Below are 26663 nucleotides of genomic sequence, written 5' to 3' on the forward strand. Positions count from 1 at the left end.
AGGCCGCCTTTTTGCGTTTGCGCCGGAATAGCTCGACTTACGCGAGCGGCACCGCGACGAACCGTGTCGCCTCCGCGCTCTTTACCTGCAACAGCACGCTGTTCCTGCCGGACGATTTGGCCTGCGCCAGCTCGGACCGGACCTCGCCGACATTGGCGACGGGCTTGCCGCCGACATTGAGGATCACGTCGCCGGTCTGGATGCCACGTTGCGCGGCCGGCCCCTCCGGATCGACCTCGGTGACGACGACACCCTTCTGGCCCGCGCCCTGGACGTCGCCGGCCGGAGCCAGGCTGAGCCCGAGGCGCGGTGTGCCGGCGCCGGGCTGCGCCTTGCCCTCACCGGACTTTGCGTGCTGCTCGTTCGGCAACTCGCCAAGTGCCAACGTCACGGTCTTGCTGTCCCCCTTGTGGAAGACATCGAGCTTCACCGAGCTCCCCGGCGCCAAGGTGGCGATGGTGCGGGCGAGATCGCGGGAGTCCTTGGTGGCCGTGCCGTTGACGGCGGTGATGACATCACCCGCCTCGATGCCCGCCTTCGCCGCCGGACTTCCATCCTGCGGAGTGTCGACGATCGCGCCGCGCGCTTCCTTGAGACCGAGGCTGTCGGCAATGTCAGCAGTCACCGGCTGCACCTGCACACCGAGCCAGCCGCGCGTCACCATGCCCTTGTCCTTCAACTGCGCGACGACGAGTTTTGCGGTCGAGGCCGGAATGTCGAAGCCGATGCCGACCGAACCGCCCGACGGCGAGAAGATTGCGGTGTTCACGCCGATCACGTTGCCGCTCATGTCGAAGGCCGGACCGCCGGAATTGCCCTTGTTGATCGGCGCGTCGATCTGGATGAAATCGTCATAGGGACCATTGCCGATGTCGCGGCCGCTGGCCGAGACAATGCCGGCGGTCACGGTGCCGCCAAGGCCGAAGGGATTGCCGACCGCGACCACCCAGTCGCCAATCCGCGGCTTCTGGTCGGAGAATTTGACGAACGGAAAGTCCTTCTTGCCATCGACCTTGATCAGCGCGAGATCGGTCTTGGGATCGGTGCCGACCACCTTCGCGGTGTAGACCGTGCCGTCGTCCATCGTCACCTGCACCGACTCGGCGTGGTCGACGACGTGGTTGTTGGTCACGGCATAGCCGTCGGCGGAGATGAAGAAACCGGATCCTTCACCCGTGATCGTCTGGTGGCGCTGACGCGGCATGCCGTTCATGCCGCCCGGGCCACGGAAGCCGAACTGCCGGGAGAACTGGTCGAGCGGCGAATCCTCGTCGGAGTCCATCCGGTTCTGTTGCAGCATCGCGCTCTTGTCGTTGTCCTGGTCGATTTTGACCCGCACCGAGATGACGGCGGGTTTGACCTTGCTGACGAGATCGCCGAAGCCCGGCGGCGTCGCGGCAGCCTCGGCGGCCTGCGCCGGTGCGATGAAGGAGGCCATCCCGAGCGGCGAAGAGCCGGGAGAACTGGCGAGCACGGCCACGCCAAGCGCGGCCACGGTGCCGAGCAGCGCAAGCCGGCGCGGCTTCAGGATCGTGCGGGACGAGGTGGTGTCGGAATTGACGCGGTCGTTCATGTCGAAATGTCCATGTTGGGTAAGTCGCCTTGCACCCAACATGGACATCGTCACCTTACGGGGTCCCGTCCAGCCGATTAAATCTTGGCAAAGTTGCTGCGACCGGCGGCACGGCCAGAAGTCGCAGTTGCACATTTGATGCAGCTCAACACAGGCCCCGCGCGAAGTGACAGACTGTGACTATCGGATGCAGTCCATCGGAGGCGCGCCATGTACAAAGACATTCTCGTTCACGTCCCAACCGAACGCCCCATGCGCCCCGTGATCGACGGATCGATTTCGCTGGCCGCGCAGCTCAACGCCCATGTCGACGCTGTCGCCGTCGGCTATGTCGCAACCAGCACGGCTTACGTGATGGAAGGCGGCGCCGCAGTGGCAGCGGTGTTCGAGATGGAACGTGAGCGCGCGGTGGAGCGGGCCGAAGCGGCGCTGACGGTGTTCAAGACCGAAGCCGCGAACGCCGGCCTTTCCTTTGCATGCCACCCACTCGGCGCGATCCCGGCGGATGCAGCCGCCTTGCTCGGCGAGATGGCGCGGCTGCACGATCTCAGCATCGTGCTACAGCCCGAACCAGCGCAAGGCTCATTCGACAACGACGTGCCCAGCGAGATCCTTTTCCAGGCGGGCGGCCCGGTGCTGTTCCTGCCGTACAATTTCCGTGGCGCATTCAAGCCGAAACGAATCGGCATCTGCTGGGACGGCAGCCGCCTCGCCGCCCGCGCGATGCGCGATGCCGCACCGTTCATGGCTCGGGCCGAGGAGATCGTGATCATCACCATCAACGAGGCCGACGCGGTTCCCGACGACGTCTCGGCGCGCAATTTGGCAAAGCATCTCGGCCGACGCGGATTGTCGACCCGCACAGCCAGCCTGTCGGCCGCGCGCGCCGACATTCAGCCGACCATCCTGTCACTGGCAGCCGACGAGAACCTCGATCTCCTCGTCATGGGCGGTTACGGCCATTCGCGATTGCAAGAGCGCCTGCTCGGCGGCGTCACCCGCGCCATGCTCGAAGCCATGACGGTCCCGACGCTGATGTCGCATTAACGATGCCACTGCGACGACGTCACGCTGCGACCGGCGTCTCCCAAACCGCGGGCGCGGCGGCGTCGTCTTCGCGCTGGGCATTGCACGCGTCAAAATGCGCCTTCAGCGCGATTTCGGCGAGATGTTCGAAATGTTCGGCTTGGCCAAGAAGTTGCCAGTTCTGGAGCGGCCGGTAGGCCGCCTGCTGACGACAGAGGGACGCCAGCGCCCGGTAGCGACGTACGTTCTCCATGAGACCCTCCCTCGCATTCAAATGCCTTATGGCCCTTATTTACGTCAGGCGGATGGCGGTTGTGCAAAACATTTGCTGCATGCACAGCGCGCCCGACCGCGGTCGACTTTTGAGAAATGCGCTCGCGGGCGTTGGTTCCTATCGCACCGTGGAACCGGTCTCGTCAGGCATGACGCTGGCTAGGCGGAAAGGCGCTGTTCCACGGTCACGCCGATCAGATCGAGATACCGTTCGATCGGTTCAGGCCGGCCAATGAGATAACCCTGCATCTCCTCGCAGGCCTCGCGCGCGAGAAACACCCGCTGCGCTTCGGTCTCCACCCCTTCCGCAACCACCGGAATCTTCAGGGCATGCGCAAGGCTCAAGACCGCGCGAACGATCTCGGCCGATTGCGGCCTCTCTTCGAGATCGGAGATGAAGCTGCGGTCGATCTTGATCTTGTCGAACGGGAACGACTGGAGATAGGACAGCGAGGAATAGCCGGTGCCGAAATCGTCCATCGCGATGCGGATGCCGAGCGCCTTCAGCCGGCGCAGCAGGGTGAGCGCGCGGGTGAAATCGCCGATCAGAACGCCCTCGGTAATCTCGACCTCGAGCCGCGTGGGCGCCAGCCCCGTCTCCAGCAGGATCTGGTGGATCGAACGTTCGAGGTCGCCGGCCTGGAACTGGACCGGCGACAGATTGACCGCGACCTGCAACGGCCGCGGCCAGGACGCCGCCTCGCGGCACGCCTCGCGCAAGACCCATTCACCGATCTGGATGATCAGTCCGTTCTCCTCGGCGAGCGGAATGAACTGGTCCGGCGGCACGAAGCCGCGGGTCGGGTGGTTCCAGCGCACCAGCGCCTCGAAACCGATGATCTCGCCGTCCATCCGCGCCTGCGGCTGGAAGTAGACGAGGAGCTGGTTCTGCTCCACCGCCTGCCGGAGATCGTGCAATAGCAGCCTGCGGTCGCGCAGTTCGCGGTCCATCGCGGATTCGAAGAAGCAGACCCGGCCCCGGCCCTCGCGCTTGGCGCGATAGAGCGCCGAATCGGCATTGGCGAGCAGCGTCACCGCGTCCACGCCGTCATCCGGATAGATCGCGATACCTACGCTCAAGCCGACATGGGGGAGATAATCGTCGACCTCGAGTTCGTTGCCGATCGCCTCGACCAGGCGTTCGCCGAGCGCCAGCACCTCTTCGCGGCAGACATCGTCCGGCATCAGGATCATGAACTCGTCGCCGCCGATACGGGCGACGAAGCCGCCGTCGGATTCCTCGGCAAGGCGTCCGGCTGCTGCCCGCATCAACATGTCGCCGACGGGATGGCCGAACACATCGTTCACTTCCTTGAAGCGATCGAGATCGAGGCTGAGCACCGCAAAGCTGGTCGACGCCTCCTGGGCACGTTCCAGCCGCTCGCTCAGTGCCGCATTGAATGCGCTTCTGTTGGGCAGGTCGGTCAGCGCATCGTGATGCGCGAGGTGGCTGATGCGTTCCTGGGTGGTGATGCGCTCGGTGACGTCCTCGATCACGCCGACCAGATATTGCGGCTCGCCCGCGGCGTCCGTGATCAGCATCTTGCGTGAGTTGATGACGCGGTCGTGCCCCTTGACGCCGACTTCGAGCAGATGCTCCTCGAGGAACATCGGCATACCGCTGGCAACGACCCGGCGGTCCTGCTCGTTGACAATGCGGGCGACATCCGCCGGAAAGACCTCCTCGGGCGTCCTGCCCAGCATCTGCTCGCGCGGCAGGCCGTAATAATCCTCGCCGGCGCGGTTGAGCAGGATGTAGCGCGAATCCTTCGCGCACTTTGCGAACACGGCGATCGGGATGTTGTCCACGATGGTGTCGAGGAACTCGCGCGTCCGCAGAAGATCTTCTTCCACCTGCCCGTGCGTCTTCGCGCGCGCCTCGGTCATCCGCTGGCGATCGCGGTCGCTCGCCTCATAGGCGGCGCTGACGAGCTTACCCAGCTTGACGAGCTGGACCCGACCGGCCGCATCGGTGGCGCAGCGAAGCTGCTCGGCGAACAAGCGATGCATGCTCATGCCGTCGCTCCCCGCCGCGTGCAGGCCTCATGCCCGCAATTCTCTTCGATCCGCATCCCCGCGCTCTCTCGCGTTCCTAAACCGCAGATTGCGATGCGTAGCATTGCGCGGGCGTTAATCGAATTTTCGTGTCAGGCGCGTTGGTTACCCCGGCCTGAAGGAGTTGATCGACTTGCGCGGTATCCTCCGTAGACCCCCGGAGAGAAGTGGCACGCCTTGGTACAACCAGCGCCGCGACATCCTCTTCATGCGTCCGATCCGTAGTCTACCGGATGAGCGCGCCTTCTCGGAGCTGCATCAGCCGCGCGGGACTATCCCGCAGGATGGGAGCCCGCGCGGCCTCCGCCGCGACCCGAATGGCCGCGATGTTGCCGGTATAATCGGCGCGGCTCTTGCCGCGAAACACGGCGGAGCCTGCCACGAGCGTATCGGCGCCCGCGGCGGCGACAGCAGCGGCCTTGTCCCGCGTGATGCCGCCATCGACCTCCAGCCGGATCGGCCGCTCGCCGATCATGCATCGAACCCGCCTGATCTTCTCAAGCTGGGAGTCGAGGAAGGATTGGCCGCCAAAGCCGGGATTGACGGTCATGACCAGCACGAGATCGAGACGATCGAGCACGTACTCAATCGCGCTCTCTGGAGTGGCCGGGCACAGGCTGACACCGGCTTTCTTGCCGAGCGCGCGGATCGCCTGCAGCGAGCGGTCGAGATGCGGGCCGGCTTCGGCATGGACCGTGATGACGTCGGCGCCGGCCTTTGCGAACGCTTCAAGATAAGGATCGACCGGCGCAATCATCAGATGCACGTCGAACATCTTCTTCGTCAGCGGCCGGATCGCCTTGATGACGTCTGCGCCATAACTGATGTTCGGAACGAAATGTCCATCCATCACATCGCAATGAATCCAGTCAGCACCCGCCGCGTCGATCGCTGCGATCTCCTCGCCGAGGCGCGCGAAATCCGCCGCCAGGATCGAGGGCGCGATGATAATCTCCCCGGTCATGGCTTTGCAGTCCTCTGCGCGTCCGCACCACCGCTGAAGACGCGGCTCGCAAGGACATCCGCCGGGTCGATGGTTTCGAGATCGGCGACATCGAGCATGCGATCGAGATCGGATACCAGGCGATCGGCCTGCCGCAATCGGATGCGGTCGATCGCGTTGCGGATCGAGCGCGCGTTGGAGAAGAACGGCTGGGTCCGTCGCAGTGCGATGTACCTCTCGAAGGCCTCGCGCGCAGATGCCGAGAAGCGATAGCCGCGCTCCCTGAGCATCAGCTCGGCGATGACCAGCAACTCGGCCTCCGCATAGTCCGGAAAGTCGATGTGGTGGGCGATCCGCGAACGGAAGCCTGGGTTTGATGCAAAGAATCTCGTCATTCGCTCTCCATAGCCGGCCAGGATGACGACGAGATCCTCGCGCTGGTTCTCCATCACCTGGAGCAGGATCTCGATCGCCTCCTGGCCGTAGTCGCGCTCGTTGTCAGGGCGGTGCAGGTAGTAGGCCTCGTCGATGAAGAGCACGCCGCCCATCGCCTTCTTCAGGATCTCCTTGGTCTTCGGCGCGGTGTGGCCGATATATTGCCCGACGAGATCGTCGCGCGTCACCGAGATCACCTGCCCGCGCCGGACGAAGCCGAGCCCGTGCAGGATCTTCGCCATGCGCAGCGCCACCGTGGTCTTGCCGGTGCCGGGATTGCCCGTGAACGACATGTGCAGCGTCGGCGGAGCGGAGGCGAGGCCCGCACGCTGGCGGATGCGCTCGATCAGCAGCAGCGATGCGATCTGGCGCACGCGGTTCTTGACCGGCTTCAGGCCTATCAGCTCCTGCTCGAGCAGTTGCAGCGTGTCTGTGATGCCGGCGGCTTCGGCCTCCTTGCGGAGATCGAAGTTGGTCTCATTTCCGTCAGCGGTGACCAGGTGGGGGACATCGAGCATCGGCTACCCTCGAAGAAAAGAGCTTCGCCGCGGGGAAGCGGCGAAGCAGTGGTCCGCCAAGGATACGGAGCAGGGAGTGCTCCGCGCGGAGGAGGATGGATTAGGTCGACGCGTGCGCGACCTGCCGGCGCACGGTGGTGTAGCGGATCGCGCGGCCGCCGACCTCCTGCCGCACCAGGTCGAACTCGGCCTCCTGCGGTGGACGATTGACGAGGAAAGAGATCCGCACCGATTCCCAGCCCTGGCTGGAGTCGAAACCGCTGATGCGGATGTAGCGATCGCCATACACCCTGCGGCACTCGGCGAGCTCCATCATCACGCCGGCGGCATCCTGGAGATCGAACATCGGCAGGCCCCACATCTCCCAATAAGTATTGCGGGGATGCGGATCGTCAGTGAACTCGATGTTCACCGCCCAGCCGTTGGCGAGGCAGTACTGCACCTGCTTGGTGATCTGGTCGTCGGTGAGATCGGGCAGGAACGAGAAGCAGCCCTGGGTCAATTTCATGTCAATACTCCCTAGACGGTTTCCAGCGCGGTCGGCACAAAGTCCGGCGTGTCGGTGGATTGATAGTTGAAGGACACGTCCTTCCAGACCTCGAGCGCCGCCTTCAGCGGCGTGCAGGTCTCGGCTGCCCTGGCCAGGATCTCGGGCCCTTCGTGGACATAGTCGCGCCCTTCGTTGCGGGCGAGGATCATCGCTTCCAGCGCCACGCGGTTGGCGATCGCGCCGGCCGCAATGCCCATGGGATGACCGATGGTGCCGCCCCCGAACTGCAGCACGACGTCTTCGCCCAAGAGATCGAGCAGCTGGTGCATCTGGCCGGCATGGATGCCGCCGGACGCCACCGGCATCATCTTGTTCAGGCTCGCCCAGGACTGGTCGAAGAACAGCCCGTGTTCGAGTCTGGTCGGATTGAAGTCTTCGCGGCAGACATCGTAATAGCCGCGCGTGGTGTTGGGATCGCCTTCGAGCTTGCCGACCACGGTGCCGGCATGGATGTGGTCGACGCCGGCGAGCCGCATCCACTTCGCGATGACGCGGAACGACACCCCGTGACTCTTCTGCCGGGTATAGGTCGAGTGACCGGCGCGATGCAGATGCAATATCGTGTCGTTGCGGCGCGCCCATTTTGCCATCGACTGGATCGCGGTGTAGCCGATCACGAGGTCGATCATGACGATGCACGATCCGAGCTCCTTGGCGAACTCCGCACGCTCGTACATGTCCTCCATCGTCCCGGCGGTGATGTTCAGGTAGGTGCCCTTCACCTCGCCGGAGGCGGCCTGGGCGCGGTTCACTGCCTCCATGCAATAGAGGAAGCGGTCGCGCCAATGCATGAACGGCTGCGAGTTGATGTTCTCGTCGTCCTTGGTGAAGTCGAGCCCGCCCTTGAGCGCCTCGTACACCACGCGGCCGTAGTTGCGGCCCGACAGTCCGAGCTTCGGCTTGACCGTTGCGCCCAGCAGCGGCCGGCCGAACTTGTCGAGCCGCTCGCGCTCGACCACGATGCCGGTCGCCGGTCCCTGGAACGTCTTCACATAGGCGACCGGGAAGCGCATGTCTTCCAGCCGCAGCGCCTTCAGTGGCTTGAAGCCGAACACATTGCCGATGATCGAAGCGGAAAGGTTGGCGATCGAGCCCGGCTCAAACAGGTCGAGGTCATAGGCAATGTAGGCGAAATAGGAGCCCGGCGTGCCCGGCACCGGATCGACGCGGTAGCATTTCGCGCGATACTTTTCGGCTGCCGTCAAGCGATCGGTCCACACCACCGTCCAGGTCGCGGTCGAGGATTCGCCCGCCACCGCGGCGGACGCTTCGATCGGGTCCACGCCCTCCTGCGGCGTGACGCGGAACAGCGCGATGACATCGGTGTCCTTTGGCACATAGTCGGGCTCCCAATAGCCCATGCGCTTGTATTCCATCACGCCCGAGCGATATCTTTCCTTGCCGTGGACCGTACCTGCATGTGCGTTCATCGCTCTCTCCTGCTCTTCTCTCTCTGAATGACTAGGCTGCGACCGGCTCGCGCGCGTCGGCGCGCGGATCGAGCTCGCCAGCGCGGTAGCGCCGCGCCATCTCGCTCATGGGAACGACCTTGATCCTGCTGGCGTGCCCCGCGGTGCCAAACTGCTCGAAGCGGTCGCGGCAGAGGTCGCGCATCGCATCCATCGCGGGCTTGAGGAATTTGCGCGGATCGAACTCGGAGCGCGTTTGCGCTGCGACCTTGCGGAATACTGCGGTCATCGCCAGGCGACAATCGGTGTCGATATTGACCTTGCGCACGCCGCTCCGGATGCCGCGGACAATCTCCTCGACCGGCACACCCCAGGTCTGCGGCATCTCACCGCCGAACTGGTTGAACATGTCCTGGAGCGGCTGCGGCACCGAGGACGAGCCATGCATGACCAGATGCGTATTCGGCAGCCGGCGATGAATCTCCTCGACCACCCGCATCGCCAGGATGTCACCGTCGGGCTTGCGGCTGAACTTGTAGGCCCCGTGCGAGGTCCCCATCGCGATCGCGAGCGCGTCGACCTTGGTGGCACGGACGAAGTCCACGGCCTGGTCGGGATCGGTCAGCAACTGGTCGCGGCTGACCTTGCCCTCGACGCCGTGGCCGTCCTCCTGCTCGCCACCGCCATGCTCGAGCGAGCCGAGCACGCCGAGCTCGCCCTCGACGGAGGCACCGACCCAATGGGCAAGATCGACGACGCGGCGGGTGATGGCGACGTTGTAGTCGTAATCGGCCGCTGTTTTGGCGTCGGCCTTCAGCGAGCCATCCATCATCACCGAGGTGAAACCGTGCGCGATGGCGCTGGCGCAGGTCGCTTCGTCATTGCCGTGGTCCTGGTGCATGCAGAGCGGGATATCGGGATAAGTCCGCTCCAGCGCCTCGATCATGTGCGAAAGCATGAGATCTCCGGCATAACTGCGCGCGCCGCGCGAGGCTTGAATGATCACGGGCGCATCGACCTCGGCCGCCGCCTGCATGATCGCGATGCCCTGCTCCATGTTGTTGATGTTGAACGCCGGCACTGCGTAGCCGTGACCGGCGGCGTGATCGAGCAATTGGCGAAGGGTGATACGGGCCACGAATAGTCCTCCTGTTATGGCTTGCGAGCGCGGGCGATCGCCCGCCGGGCGGCTTCCGCAATGCCTTGCGAAGTGATGCCGAATTCGCGGTAGAGCACAGACGCAGGCGCCGACGCGCCGAAGCCGCGCATGCCGACGAACTCGCCGTCGGAGCCGATCCAGCGATGCCAATCGCCGGCGACCGCCGCCTCGATGCCGACGCGCGGCGCGGTGCCGAGAACAGCGGCGCGGTAGTCCTCCGGTTGCTCGTCGAACAGCGCGAAGCAAGGCGCGGAGACCACGGCCGCACGGACGTGCTCGGTCGCAAGCAGGCGGGCGGCTTCCAGCGCGATCGACACTTCCGAACCTGTTGCGATCAGCGTCACGTCACGGCCGCCGTCCGGCGAGACCACGAGATAAGCGCCCCGCGCAACGCGGTTCCGGCCGCGGGCGTCGCTGCGGAAGGTCGGCAGCGCCTGCCGCGACAGGCACAGCACGGAGGGACGATGCTCGGACTCGAGTGCGCAGTCCCAGGCCTCCAGCGTCTCGACCGCGTCGGCCGGACGGAACACCAGCAGATTCGGAATGACGCGCAGCGCGGCGAGATGTTCGACCGGTTGGTGCGTCGGACCGTCCTCACCGAGACCGATGGAGTCGTGAGTCATCACATGGATGACGCGCAACCGCATCAAGGCCGCAAGGCGGATCGCCGGCCGGCTGTAATCGGAGAAGGCAAGGAAGGTGCCGCCATAGGGAATGAAGCCGCCGTGCAGCGCGAGACCGTTCATCGCGGCTGCCATGCCGTGCTCGCGGATACCATAATGGATGTAGTCGCCGGCGAACGCGCCGCGCTTCACAGGCGCCTGCGCCTTGGCGTGCGTCAGGTTCGAATGGGTCAGGTCCGCAGAGCCGCCGACCAGACCGGGAATAGTCGCGGCGATATTGTCGAGCACCTGTTGCGAGGCTTGCCGCGTCGCGAGCTTCGGGCGCTCGCTGGCAAAGCGCTCGCGCAGTTTCGCCGCGGCCAGCGCATAGGCGGCCGGCAGGGCAACGGCCTTGCCCTCGACGAACAGATCTTGCTGCTCCGGCGTCGCGCATTCGTAGCGATCGAGCCAGGCGAGACGATCGACCTGCCCGCGCTGCCCGATCATCCGCCACGCCTTCATGATCGTGACAGGCACCACGAAGGGCTGGTAGTCCCAGCCGAGTGTCCGGCGCGCGGCCGCCGTCTGATCGGCACCGAGCGGCGCGCCATGCGCCTTCTCGGTGCCTTGCCGGTCCGGTGCGCCATAGCCGATGATGGTGCGGCAAGCGATCAGTGACGGTTTTGCGCTCTCGCGCTCCTCCGCAATCGCCTGCGCAACCGCCTCCGGATCGTGTCCATCGACGCGGCGCACCGACCAGCCGGACGCGGCGAACCGGGCAAGCTGGTCATCGGAAGTCGCGAGCGACGTCGGCCCGTCGATGGAGATGCCGTTGTCGTCGAATAGCACGATCAGTCGGTGGAGCTGGAGATGGCCCGCGAGCGAGATCGCCTCCTGGCTGATGCCCTCCATCAGGCAGCCATCGCCTGATATCACGTAGGTGAAGTGATCGACGAGGCCATCGCCATGCCGCGCATTGGCCATGCGCTCGGCGAGCGCCATGCCGACCGCGGTCGCTATCCCCTGCCCCAGCGGTCCCGTCGTGGTCTCCACGCCCGGTGTGTGGCCGTATTCTGGATGGCCCGGTGTCTTCGAGCCCCACTGCCGAAACGCCTTGATGTCATCGAGGCTGACATCGCCGCCAGTCAGATAGAGAAGCGCATAAAGCAGCATCGAGCCGTGCCCCGCCGACAGCACGAAGCGGTCGCGGTCCGGCCAGTTCGGATGCGCGGAGTCGAATTTCAGGAAGCGCGAGAACAACACGGTCGCGACGTCGGCCATGCCCATGGGGAGGCCGGGATGGCCGGACTGCGAGGTCTCGATGGCATCGACCGCGAGGAAGCGGACGGCGTTGGAGAGATCGCTATGCGCGACCGCCGTGAGATCGGCTTCGGCACGGACGGAGATGTTCATCGGATCCTCCCCTTACTTCAGGTTTCGCTTGCGCTCGATGAGCTGCATGATCAGCGGCGTCAGGATGAGCTGCATCGCGAGGTCCAGCTTCGCGCCGGGACACACGATGGAGTTTGCGCGCGACATGAAGCTGTGCGGCAGCATCGACAGCAGATAGGGAAAGTCGATGCCGCGCGGATTCTTGAAGCGGATCACCACCATCGATTCATCCGGCGTCGGGATCCAGCGCGCGACGAACGGATTGGAGGTGTCCACCGTGGGCACGCGCTGGAAGTTGATGTCGGTCTCGGTGAATTGCGGGCAGATGTAGTGGATGTAGTCCGGCATCCGCCGCAGAATGGTGTCGGTGACGGCCTCGGTCGAATAGCCGCGCGCGCTGCGGTCGCGATGCAGCTTCTGGATCCATTCGAGATTGATGACGGGCACGACGCCGATCTTGAGATCGGCATAGCGCGCGACATTGACCTTGTCGGTGACCACTGCGCCGTGCAGGCCCTCGTAGAATAGCAGGTCCGAATTCTCCGGCAGCCGTTCCCATTCGGTGAAGGTGCCGGGAGCCACGCCGTGCAGCGCAGACTCCTCGGCGTCGTGGACGTAGTGCCGCGTCGTCGCCGTGCCGGTCTCACCATAATCCCGGAACGCCCGCTCGAGCTCCTCGAACAGATTGGTCTCGGGGCTGAAATGGCTGAAATGCTTATTGCCGCGATCGGCCTCCCTGGCCATCTGCGTGCGCATCTCGGTGCGGTCATAGCGGTGGAAGGCGTCGCCTTCGATGTAGGCGGCATTGACCTTCTCGCGGAAGAATATCTGCTCGAAGGTCTTCTTCACCGAGGTCGTGCCAGCGCCGGAGGAGCCGGTGATGGAGATGATCGGATGCTTCCTGGACATGCGCCGTCCCTCTCACACGCGGAAGAAGCCGCGACGCGCGAACAACGGCGCGGAGCCGCTCGCCACCAGCAGCGGATCGCAGTGCAGTTCCGCGACGCGCCGCACCTCGTTGCTCGATCCCATGATCAGCGGTACGCGCTGATGCAGGCTGTCCGCGGCAAGATCGAGGATGCGCTCGCGCCCCGTCGACGCGGAGCCGCCGGCCTGCTCGATGATCATCGCCATCGGATGCGCTTCGTAGGTGAGGCGCAAGCGGCCGTCGCCATAGCCGGGCCGTGCATCGGAGGGATAGAGGAACACGCCGCCACGGGTAAGGATGCGATAAGCCTCCGCGACCAGCGAGCCGATCCAGCGCATGTTGAAATTGCGATTGGCGGGCCCGTCGACGCCGGCAAGACATTCGTCGACGAAGGCGCGCATCGGCGGATCCCAATGCCGGCGGTTCGATGCATTGATCGAGAACTCGTCGCACGCCTCCGCGATCTGGACGCCGCTGCGCGCAAGGCGGAAGCAGCCGGACCTGCGATCAAGCGTGAAGACATCGACGCCGTCGCCGAGCGTCAGCACCAGCGAGGTCTGCGGACCGTAGGTGACGAAGCCCGCCGCAAGCTGCGCCGAGCCGCGCTGGTGGAAGGCGAGATCGAGGTCGTCCGGCGCCGGCAGGATCGAGAAGATCGTGCCGACCGTCATGTTGATATCGATGTTGGAGGAGCCGTCGAGCGGATCGATCGCGACGCAGATCTTTGCTTCGCGATCGCCGGTCTGCGGCTCGCGCATCTCCTCCGACGCCAACGCCGCGATCGGCAATCTGCCGAGGCAGCGGCGAAGGATCATGTCCGCCTGGACGTCGAGATCACGCTGGAGATCGCCGTCACTGTTGCGGCCGGTGGTCAAGCCCGAGGCGTCGGCGAGATCTCCGCTGGCAATGAGGTCGGCGATCTCGATCGCGGCTGCCGCGACGGCATCGACCGCTGCCGCCACCGCCAGCGCATGAGGTGCAGTCTCGGAATACCGCTGAAGGTGCTCGTCCAGCCTGAGTTGCCCGGTCATCTGCGTCCATCCCCTTGTGAGCGCCGCATCCAGTTCCCTCCGTGGTGGAGGTCAGTGCGGTCAGTCCCAGCACGATGAGATTGACAGGGCGGGCTTAATAAGGAAAATTTCTATTCATAATGAGCGCCAAAGAATTTTCTTATAATGGTCCCGGCCACGCAGCGGTCCAGCTCCGGCATGTCACGATCCGGCAGCTCCGCTCGCTCGCGGCAGTCTCGGCCAAGGGCAGCGTCACGGCGGCCTCGAGCCAGCTCGGCCTGACCCAGCCGGCCGTCACCCAGCAACTCCGCCAGCTTCAGGACCTTGCGGGCCTGCCGCTGGTGCAGCGGACCGGCGACGGCATGCTGTTGACGGAGGCCGGCAGGGAGGTGCTGACGCTCGCCGAGCGCGTCGAAGCCGCGATCATGGACTGCCAGGGCGCGCTCGATCTGCTTGCCGGGCGCACGGGCGGCACGGTGCATCTCGGCGCGGTCTCGACCGCAAAGTATTTCGTGCCGCATGCGATCGCGGCCTTCTCCAAGCGGCATCCGAAGATCGAGATCAAGCTGACCATCGGCAATCGCGAGGAGATCCGCGAGGCCATGCACGGCTACGACCTCGACTTCGCGGTGATGGGTCGGCCACCGGCCGACGTCAGCGTCGACGTGCGTCAGCTCGGGCGTAATCCGCACATCATCGTCGCGCGCAAGGGGCACTGGCTGGAGACGGATTCAGGGCTCAGCCTGACTGATCTCGTGCACGAGACCTTCCTCACCCGCGAGCCGGGATCGGGCACGCGCACGCTGATGGAGGGCATGTTCCAGAAGTCCGATCTCGAGCCGATCATCGGCATGGAGATGAGCAGCAACGAGACCATCAAGCAGGCGGTGATTGCCGGGCTCGGGATCGCCTTCATCTCGGCCCACACGGTGGCGCATGAGCTCGCCGAAGGCCGCCTCATCGTGCTCGATGTCGCGGGCCTTCCCATCGTCCGGCAATGGTACGTGATCCGCCGCAGCGACAAGGTGCTGCTGCCGCCGGCGCAGGCGATGTTCGATTTTTTGGGCTCGGAAGGCTCGAACTACCTGCCCGAGGTGCCCGAGTTCGGTGGACAATAGCCCGCCGAACGTCACCCCATCAGCTTCATCGCGACAGTTGCCGCAAGAATGACGACGATCTGGTGCAGATGCTCCGTCGACGGGCGCCCGCCCCGTGGCATCGACGCCTCGACAATTAACGATCAGGCAGCGAGCGAGGTGGCGTAGTCCGCGCGCGTCGCGAAATAGGTTTCCAGCTCCGACAGCGCCCGCTCTTCCCATTCCCTGGCCTGCTCCAGCAGCGACCAGCGCTGGCCCGGGCGGAATGCAGCGGTCTGGCGATAGAGCGATGCGATGCCGCGGTAGCGGCGCACGTTCTCAAAGATGGCGTGACCGTTGATCTGGCCGTTCATGTCGAAAACTCCCTCGTCATTCCCGGGGGAGAAATTGCGGCCAAATCTTTTTCGAAAAGTTAGCGGCGCGCAGCAGATGCGCGGATGGTTGCCGGACTGTTGCGCGGGCGCAACGCGCGCAGCCCGTTTATTGCGGATTCGTTGCCGCGCTCTCGCCCGAGGACTGCAGCCCGCCGCGGCTGACGATCGCCGCCGTCTCGCGGCAGAGATCGGCGAGACCGATCAGGAGCACGGCAAGAAGACAGAACAAATTGACGGAATCCGCATTCGCGCTGGAGAGCGGCGTGAACTGGAAGAACGGCGGTATGAACGCCCACCACACCAGCGGAACGGTGAGCAGCGCCGCGAATGCCGCCGCCGGCGCGCCCGCGACAAGTCCGAGCACGAACAGGCTGGGCAGGAATGCTGCGAAATACAATTTTGCGCCGAGCGCGACGCAGATGCCCTGAAGCACCGCCGACACCGCAACGACGACGAACCCGAGCAGGAACGCCTGCCACGACCATGGCCGCATCCGCGGTACGCCAAACAGCCCCGCTTGTCTCATCAGCCTCCCCCTGCCACCTGTTGACCAGGCTCCTCTTGCGACCAAAGTACTACAGCGGCCGGCAAACCGCGAGATGGAAATTGCGCCACGCAGGACCCGGTATCCGGCGCCTGGTAAACGGCCGCAGCGCACAATCCCGGCCCCGCGGCTACTCGGTGGCCGCGTAGAGCAAGCCCGCGACGGGCAAGGCGAGGCCAATGGCCGATGCCAGCGCCCAGCCGCCTTGCGCGAAGGCCCAGGCGCCGACCGCGGAGCCGGCGGCGCCGGCCGCAAAGAACGTCGCCATATAGAGGCCGTTGAGGCGGCTGCGGTTCTCGTGCCCGAGCAGGAAGATGGCACGGAAGCCGAGCACGACATTGCCCTGGGCGCCGAGATCGATGGCGATCGCAGCCACGATCAGGCAGGCGAGGTTCAGCGCCGATCCAGCCGCGCCGACATAGCTGACGAGGAAGCCAAAGGCCGCAAGCAGCATCGCGACGAGGGTTGCGACGCGGCTGTGACCACGGTCCGCGAGCCGTCCTGCAATCGGCGCCGAGAACACGCCGGCGACGCCGGCGAGCGCGAACAGCGCGATGCCGCGCTGGGTGAAGCCGAATTCGCGTGCGAGCTGGAGCGGCGCGACCGTCCAGAACAGCGTGAAGCAACTGAACAGACTTGCCTGGTACAGCGCGCGGCGCCGGAGCAGCGGCGTGGTGCGCACCAGATGCGGCATCGACAGCAGCAGCGTGCCGTAATGCATGCGCACAACCGGCTTGCGTTTCGGCAACGTCATCCACAGCACGGCAGCGAGCACGATCATCAGCGCGGCAGAGGCGAAGAACACCGCATGCCACGACAACGCCGCGGTGACGAAGCTCGACACCGGGCGCGCCAGCATGATGCCGAGCATCAGGCCGGTCGAGACGTTGCCGACGACGCGGCCCCGGATCGCCGCCGGCGCCAGATGCGCCGCATAGGGAATAATCACCTGCACCGCGACCGAACCGACGCCGATGAACAGCGCCGCGACCAGGAACGGCAGCGCATGGGTGGCGAAGGCCGCCGCCAGCAACGCCGCAGCACCGAGCATGATGATCGAGCAGATCAGGGCGCGGTTCTCGACGAGATCGCCGAGCGGCACGATGAACAGCAATCCGGTGCCGTAGCCGATCTGCGTCATGGTGACGATCAGCCCGGCCGCGGCGTGCGACAGGCCCAGCGCGGCGCTGATCGGCGCGATCAACGGCTGGGCGTAATAGATGTTGGCGGCGATCATGCCACAGGCCGCGGCCAGCACGAAGGTCAGTCGCTGCGACACCGCATCCGGCCCCGGCGCGGCCTCGATCGTGGCATTCATCGTCATTTACATGGTCTCCAAACAATCGGGAACAATCGTTCCCTAACAAGACAGAAATTCAGGCAAGCAGCTTCATCGCGGCGCCGACGAGGCGGTCCCCGTCGAGCGGCAGGCGGGCCTTGCCGACGACGCGCAGCCCCTGCGTGATGCAGATCATCAGCCGCGCGGTGTCGTCGACCGCGACGTGGCGGGGAATCGAGCCGTCGGCCTGCCCCTCGCGAATGAGGCCGGCGATGAAGCTCTCGTTGGTCTGGAGCTGCGCGCTGACGCGGGCACCGACGACGGAATCAACCGCCGACAACTCGACCGCGCTGCCGACCACGAGACAGCCGCGCCGGCCTTCGCTGCCCTGGGACTGCTCGACATAGGAGAGCAGCACGTGGCGCAGCCGCTCGCGCCCATTTGCGCCGCGCGCGGCAGCACTGCGGGTCTGCTCCTGGCGCCGCGCCGTGTAGCGCTCGAAGGCGGCGAGAAACACCGCATGCTTGTCGCGAAACGCCTTGTAGATGCTGCCGGTGGCGAGCCGCATCGCCGCGGTGAGGTCGCCGATGGACGTGGCGTGATAGCCGCGCTCGCGAAACACCCGCACGGCGCGGTCCAGCGCGATGTCCATGTCGAACTCCCGGGGACGACCGGGCGGACGGGAAGAGGATTGCGATCGGCGGGCTGCTTTTTGCATTGCGGGATAATAGGGAATGGTCGTTTCCGAATAAAGACACGTGGTTGTGATTGGGGGATCGTTGGGGAAAGTTGCCGGGTCTCGTGTCCCGGACGCGCTGCAGCGCAGAGCCGGGACCCAGAAGGCGGCGGGTCCGACGCGGATAGACAGGCCCCGGCTCTGCAGCGCACCGCTGAAGTAGCACTGCGCTGCGTCCGGGGCACGCACCGAGGATTGAGGCGCGCTCTTCCCGTTAGTCGAGCCGCGGCCGCTCGGTTGAACCACCACTGTCTCGGAGTACTGGATCGTTCGGTCGAGCCGGACGATGACAGCGAGTGTGTGGTTGCAGACACGCCTTCGCGTTCTCGCGGCTGAATTCGCCCGAGCTTTGCTTGTTCTCTCGACCCTCCAATCCAAGAGGGCGCAGGGAAGACCGGGTGCCGGCGGGCACCCGCGGTCCGCTGCGCGAAAAGCACACGCAGAGAAACCGCACAGCAGCATACAGGTGTCGCCGATCACTCGGCCTTCCCTGCGCGATGGTCGGACGGCCTATGCCGTGCTCTCCCGGGAGCCGAACTTTCCTTCTGGCCTCCCTCGCCCCGCGAATTGACGATGCCGTCTACCCGGTTGGGCTCGCGCACATCTCCGCAAAGGCTTGACCGTAGCAACGACGGCCAGGACCACACGGTTTTGCCGTACGCATCAGCGCCGCTCGTCCGCACGCGGCCACGGGCTCACAGGGACTACCCGCCCTGCCCTTAGCCTCTCGCGCACGACGCTGCCACGTCCACCGCAGGCCCGGCTCGCATATCGTGACGACGTACGATCGCCCCTCAAGGATGAGCCGGGATGGGCGACACATACGATATTTCCGAATTTCGGTAAAGTGGAATATTTTTGCCGAAAGGACTTGACTGGGCGGCGAAACAGGGCGGCTGCAATCACGTCATTCCGGGGCGCGCCCCTTGGCGCGAGCCCGGAATCCATTTTGCCCGCATGACACGGGGCACGATGGATTCCGGGCTCGCGCTTCGCGCGCCCCGGAATGACGAGGTTACAGCGTCACCCCTTCCGCACCGGCGTGCCGTCCGCCATCGTCGTCACGCCCTTGCGCTCCACGATCATCCCATACGCCTTCGGCTGGCGGTGAACGTCGAAATTGAACGTCGTGCGCTTGTAGGAGTTGCAGAGATCGAGGTCGCAGCGGGCGAGCGCGATCTCGTCGCCCTTGGTGGTGCATCGCGCGATGATCTCGCCGGAGGGCGCGACGATGCAGCTGCCGCCGATGTGATCCACCCCCTCCTCGACGCCGGCCTTGGCGACGCCGACCACGAAGGTGCCGTTCTGGTAGGCGCCGGACTGCATCACCAGATGATTGTGAAACAGCGAGAGATCGTCGTGCTCGGGCGCCGGCGGATTGTGCACCGGCGTGTTGTAGCCGATCATCACCATCTCGACGCCCTGCAGGCCCATCACCCGGTAGGTCTCGCTCCAGCGGCGATCGTTGCAGATCGCCATGCCCATCACGCCGCCGAACGCCTCCGTCACGCCAAAACCGCTGCCGGGTTCGAAATAGCGCTTTTCCAGATGCTGGAATTCACGCCACGGCTCGTGCTCGGCATGGCCGGGCAGATGGACCTTGCGGTACTTCAGGACGGTCGCCCCGCTCTTCTCGACCAGGATGGAGGTGTTGTAGCGCCTGACAACGCCGGCTTCGACCGTCAGCTCGGCGTAGCCGAGGCAGAAGCCGATGCCGAGCTCGCGTGCGAGGTCGAACAAAGGCTGCGTCGCCGGCCCCGGCATCTCGCGCTCGAAGAAGCTGTCGATCTCGGCCTGATCCTCGAAATACCAGCGCGGAAAGAAGGTGGTCAACGCGAGCTCGGGATAGACGATCAGGTCGCAGCCGTTGGCGTACGCCTGCCGCATCAAGGCCATCAGCCGCGCCACGACCTCGGTTCTTGCCTCGACTCTCGCGATCGGGCCAAGCTGGCCGGCCGCGACATTTACAAATCTCGCCACGCGTCGTTCCTTTGTTCGCTTCCTGGACAGCCTCACCGTCGCGCTATCGCGCGGCGCACAGTCGCGATCGCGCACATGCAGATTCCGCGCCTCTGGAGCACGCCACGCAAGGGCAAGCCGTCCAGCGCCTCCAATCGTGGAACCATCGTTGCCTATTTGCAACGGTTCCCAAGGATCTGAAGCCGGACAAGAGAAACTCCCATTGCGGCCACGAACCGCTCTCACAACGCCGTGAGACACGCAGGGGAAGTTAGGATGCGCGCACAACGCATTTGGAAAGTGAATGGAGTGGCCAGCGTCGGGCAGCTCCAGTCAAAACTGGACGATCTGAACAAACGCCTCAGCCAACTTGAAGACCAGCAGCCGGAGGGCTGGAAGGTCGAAGACCTGAGATCGAGTGCGCTCAGCCTGTCGCGCGAGATCGACGACATCCGCTGCGCCGAGGCGACGGCGGCATTGAGCGAGCTGCTGCGGAAGTAGTCACCGCGAGCCCATTCGTCGGCCTGCAGGGAACCAACGCTCTCCGCCGCCATTGCCATGCTGAGCATGGAGCAAGATCATGACCACGCACCTGACGCGAGCCCATCTCGCGCGCGGGGTGGCCGGCGCGGTGTCCACGCTGGTCCTGTGCGCGACGATGGCATTCACCATTGCGCGCCACTTTGCGCTGTGAGGAGTTTCACATGAGTTCGGATCCAGAGGAGGCTGTGCGGCTGCAAGGCTACGGCGAGATGACGTTGCGCACGGCCGTCACGACCTTGATGCTGCTTGCGCCGCGCGAACGCACCGACGCCGCCATCTTCCGCGTCCGCGACGACGTGCGGCTGGCTGCGAGCGAGATCGCCGAACTTGCCTCGGAATGGGGCATCACGCCGGCGCCTGAGGTCAGGTCGCCGAAGCTCGTCCCGCAGCAGCATTGGACACACATCGTTCGCGGCATGGTGCGCGAGGCGCCGCTGTCGGCGCTGATGGTCGCGTTCATGATCGGCGTGGTGGTGGCGCGGCGGTAGGCTACGAGCCGCTCACTTCTGCTCGTTCGCTTTCATGTCCTCGGCATAGGGACGCAAAGCCTCGGACATGGCGTCGAGGCGCTTTTGCCACTCGGCACCAGGCAGAAAGGCGATCACCGGCTCGTCGCTGGGCGAGCCCGTCAAGTATTCGGGATTACGCAGGCCTTCGGCAATTCCGGCTTCCAGCTTCCTGACGATGTCGTCCGGCACGGCCTTCGGGACCGCGAAGCCGCGTTCTGCCGTCGACGTGACCGGAAAGCCGACTTCCTCTGCTGTGGGAACCTCGGGCAGCGATGCAAAGCGCTTCTTCGACAGGATCGCGATGACGCGAAGCGGCCCCTTGTTGCTGCCGTGCAGTTCCGGAATCTCGCTGAGACTGACCATCCCCACTTGCAGATGCCCGCCGAGCAGATCGGTCCGCTGTGCGGCCGTTCCCCGGTAGGAAATTTCGTTGGGCTCGACCTTCGCGGCTGCCGCGAGCATGCGAATGGCCAGATGACCGTTGGTGCCGGCGCCATTGTGACCGAACGTCACCGAGCCCGGCTTGCTGCGCAGTGCGGCGATGACATCCGGCAGAGTGTTGAATCCGCTGTCCGCGGGCACCACGACCACGTTCGGATCTTCGACGACCCGCGCGACCAGCCGGATGTCGTCCGTGGTGTATTGGGTTTTGCGCGTCATCGGCAGGAAGTTGTAGCCGGGCACGTTGACGACGCCGATCGCATAGGCGTCGGGCGCCGCGCGCGCGATCGACGCAAACGCGATCTCTCCACCGGCGCCGGGCTTGTTCAGGACGACGAACTTCGCCTTGCCGCCCAGCGCGCGCTCGACGAAGGGAAGCAGCTTGCGCGCCATCACATCGGTCCCGCCGCCGGGCGCAAAGCCGACGACGACTTCGATCGGCTTGTCCTCCGGCCACGCGGCCCATGCCGGCCCGCAGGCCGCGAAGCCAAAGGCAGTGGCGAGCGCGATGATTTTCTTGGTCATGATTTCCAGCCCTGTTTTTTGTTTTTGGCCGATCGCGCCGTCGAAGCTGCGATCGACTGTAGACTTATCTAGCCGTTGGGATGACTGGCTGACAACTGGTTATCTCCGCGGGGAATTTGATGGAGCACGGGCCGAAACCGAGGACGCTGTAGCCGAAGGTCGTTGCCTGCCGGCGGCGTCAATGGACTCTCGAAGAGATCAGCTTGGTTCAGTGCAAGGCGTTTTGTGCACTGTCATCGCAATGGATGCTCGGCGTGCTGGGGACGAGGCGATAACCTCCTTCAAAGTCCGACCACGCGATTCCAGTCTGCGATATATAAGTACACACGCTGATACTCGGTCGGCAGAAGCACTCGATTGTGCGCTATGAAATGACGCACCTTCTCCAACTCATCCATTCGCTGCTTCAGCCAATGCTGACTCGGCAGCAAGTCTTCAAAATGCACCCACTTGTCAACGATGATCGATGCGAGTTGGCCGAAGTCAACGAAACCTAGTAAGTCTGCCCTCTCGCCCGTGAGCCAAGAATCCTGCTCGGAAGATTTTTGTCGTCCCTCAGCAAAGGATTTTATTTTGGGCGGCAGTCTTTCAATCCAATCACCACCTTCCTTTTCTTCCAGCGTCTCGCGGATCAGAGATCTAACCTCATTCTCAAAACAGTGAAGCACCACATATAGCCGCCCCATCTCTAGAGCGTGGTTTCGTCGCGTAACGCCGAATGGTGATAAGGCCTCTGACAGAAGCCTTTCTTCTGCTTGGCCAATTTCGGCCCCAACTTGAATACCTGCGGACTGGAATTGTGCGGCTTCAGATTCAAACATCAGTCCGCGAAACATAAAGTCTCTCAACGCCGACCTTTCGCTAGTCAAGGAGGTGCTCCCTTAACGACTTGAAAATTGCATTGAAGACCTCGACGTCTTTGGTCGCAGGCAGGTGTATTTCGATGTTGTAATGAAGCGACGGCCGGTGCGACGATGTGCGATCGTGTTTATCTGAGGGCGGCGTCGGAGGCGGCTCGGGCTTCTTTTCCTCTAACGGAACGGCGCTTGGAGTAGCTGCATCTAGATCAGCTAACGACAACAGCGAATAAAAGGTACTTGTCATCAACTTCGCAGTTCGTTCGCCAGTATTGTGAGCGCTCTTAAATTTCCCTTCAATCAGCGCGCGATCGGCATCGGTTGGTCGGGCTTTGATCGTGAACAGATCGCTATAAGCCTCGCGTAGCGCTTCCCCCATAATTTTCCTAGATTGGCTGTGATCGCGGTAGTTGTGATACCGGCCAGTCGGAGTTCCGTCGGCGGAAAGGAAGCCAAGCGCTTTCAATAATGGAATGACCGCGCGGTGGTTGGTTGATTGAAAGCCGATATCCTTGAGATATTGGACCGTAAATTTTTCTGGGGCCTGCCCGTCCGACAATCTCTTTAGTATGTCGGGCAACTGACCATAAATTTGCACGTATGCGTCCGGAAGCGCCATAAAATCCCCCCTAATACAACGATTAGTAGAAGACGTTCTCTGGACTACTTGGCCAAGTCAATTCCGACGACCTGATGAATCACTGTAAATTTGTTTGGACCTGTCGCAAGGAGGCGGCCCTTCTCCGCGATTTGTCTCCTCAAGCCATGCCACGCGCACAGGCTGCCCTGCCGACCCAAATCGGCCGTGGACCCGCCCGGAAAATCGTTGCAGAAAGGGCGCTCCCGAGACCTCGGCGGCCGGTCCGCCAGCCTCTGGAAAACGTCAACTTTTGAAATCTTGGTCGGAGTGGCAGGATTCGAACCTGCGACCCCTGCGTCCCGAACGCAGTGCTCTACCGGGCTGAGCCACACTCCGACAAGAGGCCGGCTTATAGCGTCGGGTGTGGCGCACCGCAAGCGGCCGGTTTGAGGAATTTCGTCCCAGTGAAAACGGGTGTTGAAACGCTGATTTTACCGGCCGGCGCGGCCGCCGCCGAAGCCGCGGCCCGGCGGCTGGCCGCCGGCGGGCTGGTCGCGTTCCCGACCGAGACGGTCTACGGGCTCGGCGCGGACGCCGCCAATGCGACCGCAATCGCCCATCTCTACGCCGCCAAGGGCCGGCCGGCGTTCAATCCGCTGATCGCCCACGTCGCCGACCTCGCAGCCGCGCAGGCCATCGGGCGGTTCGACACCCGCGCCCTGCGGCTGGCGGAGGCGTTCTGGCCGGGGCCGCTGACGCTGGTGGTGCCGAAGACGGAGGGCTGCCCGGTGGCCGATCTCGCCACCGCCGGCCTCGACACGGTCGCGATCCGCATTCCCGCCCACAAGGTGGCGCAAGCCATCCTGCGGGCCTTTGGCGGGGCCGTGGTGGCGCCCTCGGCCAACATCTCCGGCCATGTCTCGCCGACGCTGGCCGCCCATGTCGCAAGCGACCTTACGGGGCGGATCGACCTGATCGTCGACGGCGGGCCGGTCGAGGTCGGCGTCGAATCGACCATCGTCGGGTGCCTCAACGCGCCGATGCTGCTGCGGCCCGGCGGGCTCTCGCGCGAGCGGATCGAGGCGGTGCTCGGCTTAGCCCTGGCGCGGCCGCCCGTGGAGGCCGGCAGCGACGACAGCCGGCCGCTGGCGCCGGGCATGCTGGCCTCGCATTACGCGCCGCGCGCCCAGGTGCGGCTCGACGCGCGCGATGTCGCCCCGGGCGAAGCGCTGCTGGCATTTGGCCCTGCGCGCCTGCCCGGCCTTGACGCCGCGTCGGCCGTCATGAATTTGTCGCCCGCCGGTGATCTCGATGAGGCCGCCGCGAACCTGTTCGGCCATCTTCGCAGCCTCGATGCGAAGGGAGCGCGGACGATCGCGGTGATGACGATCCCTGGCGAGGGACTTGGCGAGGCGATCAACGACCGGCTGCGCCGGGCGGCCGTGGCGAGATAAGAGCAAGCAAGAGACGAGACAATGAACATCAACAAGCCTGCCACCCCTCCGCTTGCGCCCGAGTTGATCGACCAATTCCGCAAGATCGTCGGCGAGCGCCACGCGATCACCGATGCGGCCGACATCGAGGCCTACGTCACGGAGGAGCGCAATTTGTTCCACGGCCGCTCGCCGCTGGTGCTGCGCCCGGGCTCGACCGCGGAAGTCGCCGAAATCTGCAAGCTCGCCTCCGCGCACAGAATCGCGCTGGTGCCGCAGGGCGGCAATACCGGCCTCGTCGGCGGCCAGACGCCGCACAATGGCGAGGTGGTGGTGTCGCTGCGCCGGCTCGACAAGATCCGGGAGGTCGACACGGCGTCGAACACCATGACGGTGGAAGCCGGGGTGGTGCTGCAGGTCGCGCAGCAGAAGGCCTCCGACGTCGACCGGCTGTTTCCGCTGTCGCTGGGCGCCGAAGGCAGCTGCACCATCGGCGGCAACCTCTCGACCAATGCCGGCGGCACCGCCGCGCTCGCCTATGGCGTCGCGCGCGAGATGGCGCTGGGGCTCGAAGTGGTGCTCGCCGACGGGCGCGTGCTCAACACGCTGTCGAAGCTGAAGAAGGACAACACCGGCTACAATCTGCACAACCTCTTCATCGGCGCGGAAGGCACGCTCGGCATCATCACGGCGGCGACGCTGAAGCTGTTTCCCAAACCGCGATCGGTCGAGACCGCCTATGTCGGGCTGAAGTCGCCGGAAGCGGCGCTGAAGCTGCTGACGATCGCACAGAGCGAGGCCGCCAATCTGCTGACGAGCTTCGAGCTGCTGTCGGAGATGGCGGTCGATTTCTCGGTCCGCCATTCTATCGACGTACGCGATCCGCTTAGCCAGAAGCATCCCTGGTACGTGCTGATGGAATTGTCCTCGCCCGGCGACGACGCCCGCACGCCGCTGGAGACGATCCTCGGCCGCGCCATGGAGGAGGAGATCGTCGACGACGCCGTGATCGCCGCCAGCCTCGCCCAGCGCAACAATTTCTGGAAGCTGCGCGAGGAGATGTCGGCGGCGCAGAAGCCGGAAGGCGGCTCGATCAAGCACGACATCTCCGTGCCGATCGCCGCCGTGCCTGAACTCATCGAGGAAGCCAACGCCGCCGTGGTGAAGCTGATCCCCGGCGCGCGGCCGGTGCCGTTCGGCCATCTCGGCGACGGCAACCTGCACTACAACGTGAGCCAGCCGGTCGGCGCCAATACGGCGGATTACCTCGCGCGCTGGCACGAGATGAACGCGGTGGTGTTCGCGATCGTGCTGCGCATGGGCGGCTCGATCTCGGCCGAGCACGGCATCGGCGTGCTCAAGCGTGACGAGCTGCCCGACGTCAAGGACAAGACCGCGATCGAGCTGATGCGCGCGATCAAGGCGATGCTCGATCCGCTCGGCATCATGAATCCCGGGAAGGTGCTGTGAGCGCCTCCCTCACGATCGATGCGATCGGCGATGCCGATGTCGAGCCGGTCGTCGCGCTGTGGCAGCGCTGCGGCCTGACGCGTCCGTGGAACGATCCGCATGCCGACATCGCCCTGGCGCGGCGGCGGGAGAACTCCACCGTGCTGGTCGGCCGCGACGACGGCGCCATCGTCGCCACCGTCATGGTCGGCCATGACGGCCATCGCGGCTGGGTCTACTACGTCGCCGTCGATCCCGATGGCCGCAAGCGCGGCCATGGCCGCGTCATCATGACGGCCGCGGAAGACTGGCTGCGCACGGCCGGCATCGCAAAGCTACAGCTGCTGGTCCGCCGCGAGAACGCACAGGCCAATGCGTTCTACCAGTCGCTCGGCTTCGAGGAATCCACGTCGGTGATGTTCCAGAAGTGGCTCGACGGCCGCGCGCAGCCCCGTTAGCGAAGG

General features: G+C 64.7%; 26 protein-coding genes and 1 tRNA gene. 7 read left to right on the top strand and 20 right to left on the bottom strand.

From position 1 onward, the window contains the following. Nucleotides 1-37 precede the first annotated feature (37 nt). Entirely contained in the window at nucleotides 38-1573 is a 1536-nt protein-coding gene (locus tag WHZ77_RS25445) for a Do family serine endopeptidase (protein ID WP_375310466.1), read from the bottom strand. 210 nt (nucleotides 1574-1783) lie between these two features. Here WHZ77_RS25445 and WHZ77_RS25450 point away from each other — a divergent pair, with 210 nt between their 5' ends. Next, nucleotides 1784-2620: a universal stress protein gene (locus tag WHZ77_RS25450; protein WP_375310467.1), complete on the top strand. Its 837-nt coding sequence runs from the start codon at nucleotides 1784-1786 to the stop codon at nucleotides 2618-2620. A gap of 19 nt (nucleotides 2621-2639) precedes the next feature. On the opposite strand, the gene WHZ77_RS25455 is transcribed toward WHZ77_RS25450, so the two are convergent. From WHZ77_RS25455 to WHZ77_RS25500, 10 genes are all read right to left on the bottom strand, one after another. Beyond that, nucleotides 2640-2852, bottom strand: a complete 213-nt coding sequence (locus WHZ77_RS25455; RefSeq protein WP_375310468.1) for a hypothetical protein — start codon at nucleotides 2850-2852, stop codon at nucleotides 2640-2642. A 179-nt stretch (nucleotides 2853-3031) separates the two neighbouring features. Next, nucleotides 3032-4888: a putative bifunctional diguanylate cyclase/phosphodiesterase gene (locus tag WHZ77_RS25460; RefSeq protein ID WP_375310469.1), complete on the bottom strand. Its 1857-nt coding sequence runs from the start codon at nucleotides 4886-4888 to the stop codon at nucleotides 3032-3034. Nucleotides 4889-5153: 265 nt separating this feature from the next. Then, on the bottom strand, nucleotides 5154-5891 hold the full coding sequence (rpe, locus tag WHZ77_RS25465) for a ribulose-phosphate 3-epimerase (RefSeq protein ID WP_375310470.1): 738 nt from the start codon (nucleotides 5889-5891) through the stop codon (nucleotides 5154-5156). Then, nucleotides 5888-6823, bottom strand: coding sequence for a CbbX protein (gene cbbX / locus WHZ77_RS25470; RefSeq protein WP_375310471.1), 936 nt, complete (start codon nucleotides 6821-6823; stop codon nucleotides 5888-5890). The genes rpe and cbbX overlap by 4 nt, the downstream gene beginning before the upstream one ends. A 100-nt stretch (nucleotides 6824-6923) precedes the next feature. Then, nucleotides 6924-7331: a ribulose bisphosphate carboxylase small subunit gene (locus tag WHZ77_RS25475; protein WP_375310472.1), complete on the bottom strand. Its 408-nt coding sequence runs from the start codon at nucleotides 7329-7331 to the stop codon at nucleotides 6924-6926. An 11-nt stretch (nucleotides 7332-7342) separates the two neighbouring features. Continuing rightward, nucleotides 7343-8803: a form I ribulose bisphosphate carboxylase large subunit gene (locus WHZ77_RS25480; RefSeq protein ID WP_375310473.1), complete on the bottom strand. Its 1461-nt coding sequence runs from the start codon at nucleotides 8801-8803 to the stop codon at nucleotides 7343-7345. Between the two features lie 31 nt (nucleotides 8804-8834). Then, nucleotides 8835-9920 (bottom strand): class II fructose-bisphosphate aldolase, encoded by a 1086-nt coding sequence (fba, locus tag WHZ77_RS25485; protein WP_375310474.1) that lies wholly within the window; start codon nucleotides 9918-9920, stop codon nucleotides 8835-8837. 14 nt (nucleotides 9921-9934) lie between these two features. After that, entirely contained in the window at nucleotides 9935-11956 is a 2022-nt protein-coding gene (gene tkt, locus WHZ77_RS25490) for a transketolase (protein ID WP_375310475.1), read from the bottom strand. 12 nt (nucleotides 11957-11968) lie between these two features. After that, nucleotides 11969-12844, bottom strand: coding sequence for a phosphoribulokinase (locus tag WHZ77_RS25495; protein WP_375310476.1), 876 nt, complete (start codon nucleotides 12842-12844; stop codon nucleotides 11969-11971). Nucleotides 12845-12856: 12 nt separating this feature from the next. Beyond that, nucleotides 12857-13894 carry a class 1 fructose-bisphosphatase gene (locus WHZ77_RS25500; protein WP_375310477.1) on the bottom strand — a complete coding sequence of 346 codons (1038 nt, stop codon included), beginning with the start codon at nucleotides 13892-13894 and terminating at the stop codon, nucleotides 12857-12859. Nucleotides 13895-14013: 119 nt separating this feature from the next. Between WHZ77_RS25500 and WHZ77_RS25505 the strand changes: the two genes are divergently transcribed. Further along, complete coding sequence (locus tag WHZ77_RS25505) at nucleotides 14014-14991, top strand: LysR family transcriptional regulator (protein WP_375310478.1); 978 nt, start codon at nucleotides 14014-14016, stop codon at nucleotides 14989-14991. Between the two features lie 122 nt (nucleotides 14992-15113). Here WHZ77_RS25505 and WHZ77_RS25510 read toward each other — a convergent pair whose 3' ends face one another. The 5 genes from WHZ77_RS25510 to WHZ77_RS25530 all read right to left on the bottom strand — a co-directional run bounded on the left by WHZ77_RS25510 (nucleotide 15114) and on the right by WHZ77_RS25530 (nucleotide 19883). Next, nucleotides 15114-15323: a hypothetical protein gene (locus WHZ77_RS25510; protein ID WP_151643145.1), complete on the bottom strand. Its 210-nt coding sequence runs from the start codon at nucleotides 15321-15323 to the stop codon at nucleotides 15114-15116. Between the two features lie 127 nt (nucleotides 15324-15450). Beyond that, complete coding sequence (locus WHZ77_RS25515; protein WP_375310479.1) at nucleotides 15451-15870, bottom strand: DUF4118 domain-containing protein; 420 nt, start codon at nucleotides 15868-15870, stop codon at nucleotides 15451-15453. Between the two features lie 148 nt (nucleotides 15871-16018). Further along, complete coding sequence (locus WHZ77_RS25520; protein WP_375310480.1) at nucleotides 16019-17212, bottom strand: MFS transporter; 1194 nt, start codon at nucleotides 17210-17212, stop codon at nucleotides 16019-16021. A 52-nt stretch (nucleotides 17213-17264) separates the two neighbouring features. After that, on the bottom strand, nucleotides 17265-17885 hold the full coding sequence (locus tag WHZ77_RS25525) for a TetR/AcrR family transcriptional regulator (protein ID WP_375310481.1): 621 nt from the start codon (nucleotides 17883-17885) through the stop codon (nucleotides 17265-17267). Nucleotides 17886-18926: 1041 nt separating this feature from the next. Further along, entirely contained in the window at nucleotides 18927-19883 is a 957-nt protein-coding gene (locus WHZ77_RS25530) for an N-carbamoyl-D-amino-acid hydrolase (protein ID WP_375310482.1), read from the bottom strand. Nucleotides 19884-20138: 255 nt separating this feature from the next. Here WHZ77_RS25530 and WHZ77_RS25535 point away from each other — a divergent pair, with 255 nt between their 5' ends. Both WHZ77_RS25535 and WHZ77_RS25540 read left to right on the top strand, forming a co-directional pair. Next, nucleotides 20139-20363 (top strand): hypothetical protein, encoded by a 225-nt coding sequence (locus tag WHZ77_RS25535; protein ID WP_375310483.1) that lies wholly within the window; start codon nucleotides 20139-20141, stop codon nucleotides 20361-20363. Between the two features lie 203 nt (nucleotides 20364-20566). After that, nucleotides 20567-20893, top strand: a complete 327-nt coding sequence (locus WHZ77_RS25540) for a hypothetical protein (protein ID WP_375310484.1) — start codon at nucleotides 20567-20569, stop codon at nucleotides 20891-20893. 12 nt (nucleotides 20894-20905) lie between these two features. On the opposite strand, the gene WHZ77_RS25545 is transcribed toward WHZ77_RS25540, so the two are convergent. The 4 genes from WHZ77_RS25545 to WHZ77_RS25560 form a co-directional block, all read right to left on the bottom strand. Beyond that, on the bottom strand, nucleotides 20906-21880 hold the full coding sequence (locus WHZ77_RS25545) for a tripartite tricarboxylate transporter substrate binding protein (RefSeq protein ID WP_375310485.1): 975 nt from the start codon (nucleotides 21878-21880) through the stop codon (nucleotides 20906-20908). Nucleotides 21881-22161: 281 nt separating this feature from the next. Further along, nucleotides 22162-22716, bottom strand: a complete 555-nt coding sequence (locus WHZ77_RS25550; RefSeq protein ID WP_375310486.1) for a Swt1 family HEPN domain-containing protein — start codon at nucleotides 22714-22716, stop codon at nucleotides 22162-22164. Nucleotides 22717-22741: 25 nt separating this feature from the next. Then, nucleotides 22742-23356, bottom strand: a complete 615-nt coding sequence (locus WHZ77_RS25555) for a DUF5343 domain-containing protein (protein ID WP_375310487.1) — start codon at nucleotides 23354-23356, stop codon at nucleotides 22742-22744. 280 nt (nucleotides 23357-23636) lie between these two features. After that, a tRNA-Pro gene (locus WHZ77_RS25560) sits at nucleotides 23637-23713 on the bottom strand. Between the two features lie 68 nt (nucleotides 23714-23781). Between WHZ77_RS25560 and WHZ77_RS25565 the strand changes: the two genes are divergently transcribed. The 3 genes from WHZ77_RS25565 to WHZ77_RS25575 are packed head-to-tail and all read left to right on the top strand — an operon-like array spanning nucleotide 23782 to nucleotide 26657. Next, the gene (locus tag WHZ77_RS25565; RefSeq protein WP_375310488.1) at nucleotides 23782-24771 is read left to right on the top strand and encodes an L-threonylcarbamoyladenylate synthase; all 990 of its coding nucleotides are present in this window, start codon (nucleotides 23782-23784) and stop codon (nucleotides 24769-24771) included. A 21-nt stretch (nucleotides 24772-24792) separates the two neighbouring features. Continuing rightward, on the top strand, nucleotides 24793-26220 hold the full coding sequence (locus WHZ77_RS25570; RefSeq protein ID WP_375310489.1) for an FAD-binding oxidoreductase: 1428 nt from the start codon (nucleotides 24793-24795) through the stop codon (nucleotides 26218-26220). Beyond that, complete coding sequence (locus WHZ77_RS25575) at nucleotides 26217-26657, top strand: GNAT family acetyltransferase (RefSeq protein ID WP_375310490.1); 441 nt, start codon at nucleotides 26217-26219, stop codon at nucleotides 26655-26657. The genes WHZ77_RS25570 and WHZ77_RS25575 overlap by 4 nt, the downstream gene beginning before the upstream one ends. Nucleotides 26658-26663: the final 6 nt, after the last annotated feature.

This window comes from Bradyrhizobium sp. A5 (assembly GCF_042076515.1).
Lineage (GTDB): Bacteria > Pseudomonadota > Alphaproteobacteria > Rhizobiales > Xanthobacteraceae > Bradyrhizobium > Bradyrhizobium cosmicum.

Coding starts and splice junctions, on each gene's coding strand:
- WHZ77_RS25455 (WP_375310468.1), bottom strand. CDS start 2,852: ATGGAGAACGTACGTCGCTACCGGGCGCTGGCGTCCCTCTGTCGTCAG.
- WHZ77_RS25550 (WP_375310486.1), bottom strand. CDS start 22,716: ATGTTTCGCGGACTGATGTTTGAATCTGAAGCCGCACAATTCCAGTCC.
- WHZ77_RS25535 (WP_375310483.1), top strand. CDS start 20,139: ATGCGCGCACAACGCATTTGGAAAGTGAATGGAGTGGCCAGCGTCGGG.
- WHZ77_RS25545 (WP_375310485.1), bottom strand. CDS start 21,880: ATGACCAAGAAAATCATCGCGCTCGCCACTGCCTTTGGCTTCGCGGCC.
- WHZ77_RS25480 (WP_375310473.1), bottom strand. CDS start 8,803: ATGAACGCACATGCAGGTACGGTCCACGGCAAGGAAAGATATCGCTCG.
- WHZ77_RS25540 (WP_375310484.1), top strand. CDS start 20,567: ATGAGTTCGGATCCAGAGGAGGCTGTGCGGCTGCAAGGCTACGGCGAG.
- WHZ77_RS25475 (WP_375310472.1), bottom strand. CDS start 7,331: ATGAAATTGACCCAGGGCTGCTTCTCGTTCCTGCCCGATCTCACCGAC.
- WHZ77_RS25460 (WP_375310469.1), bottom strand. CDS start 4,888: ATGAGCATGCATCGCTTGTTCGCCGAGCAGCTTCGCTGCGCCACCGAT.
- WHZ77_RS25500 (WP_375310477.1), bottom strand. CDS start 13,894: ATGACCGGGCAACTCAGGCTGGACGAGCACCTTCAGCGGTATTCCGAG.
- WHZ77_RS25505 (WP_375310478.1), top strand. CDS start 14,014: ATGAGCGCCAAAGAATTTTCTTATAATGGTCCCGGCCACGCAGCGGTC.
- WHZ77_RS25450 (WP_375310467.1), top strand. CDS start 1,784: ATGTACAAAGACATTCTCGTTCACGTCCCAACCGAACGCCCCATGCGC.
- WHZ77_RS25515 (WP_375310479.1), bottom strand. CDS start 15,870: ATGAGACAAGCGGGGCTGTTTGGCGTACCGCGGATGCGGCCATGGTCG.
- WHZ77_RS25525 (WP_375310481.1), bottom strand. CDS start 17,885: ATGCAAAAAGCAGCCCGCCGATCGCAATCCTCTTCCCGTCCGCCCGGT.
- WHZ77_RS25510 (WP_151643145.1), bottom strand. CDS start 15,323: ATGAACGGCCAGATCAACGGTCACGCCATCTTTGAGAACGTGCGCCGC.
- cbbX (WP_375310471.1), bottom strand. CDS start 6,823: ATGCTCGATGTCCCCCACCTGGTCACCGCTGACGGAAATGAGACCAAC.
- WHZ77_RS25570 (WP_375310489.1), top strand. CDS start 24,793: ATGAACATCAACAAGCCTGCCACCCCTCCGCTTGCGCCCGAGTTGATC.
- WHZ77_RS25555 (WP_375310487.1), bottom strand. CDS start 23,356: ATGGCGCTTCCGGACGCATACGTGCAAATTTATGGTCAGTTGCCCGAC.
- WHZ77_RS25445 (WP_375310466.1), bottom strand. CDS start 1,573: ATGAACGACCGCGTCAATTCCGACACCACCTCGTCCCGCACGATCCTG.
- WHZ77_RS25520 (WP_375310480.1), bottom strand. CDS start 17,212: ATGACGATGAATGCCACGATCGAGGCCGCGCCGGGGCCGGATGCGGTG.
- tkt (WP_375310475.1), bottom strand. CDS start 11,956: ATGAACATCTCCGTCCGTGCCGAAGCCGATCTCACGGCGGTCGCGCAT.
- WHZ77_RS25495 (WP_375310476.1), bottom strand. CDS start 12,844: ATGTCCAGGAAGCATCCGATCATCTCCATCACCGGCTCCTCCGGCGCT.
- rpe (WP_375310470.1), bottom strand. CDS start 5,891: ATGACCGGGGAGATTATCATCGCGCCCTCGATCCTGGCGGCGGATTTC.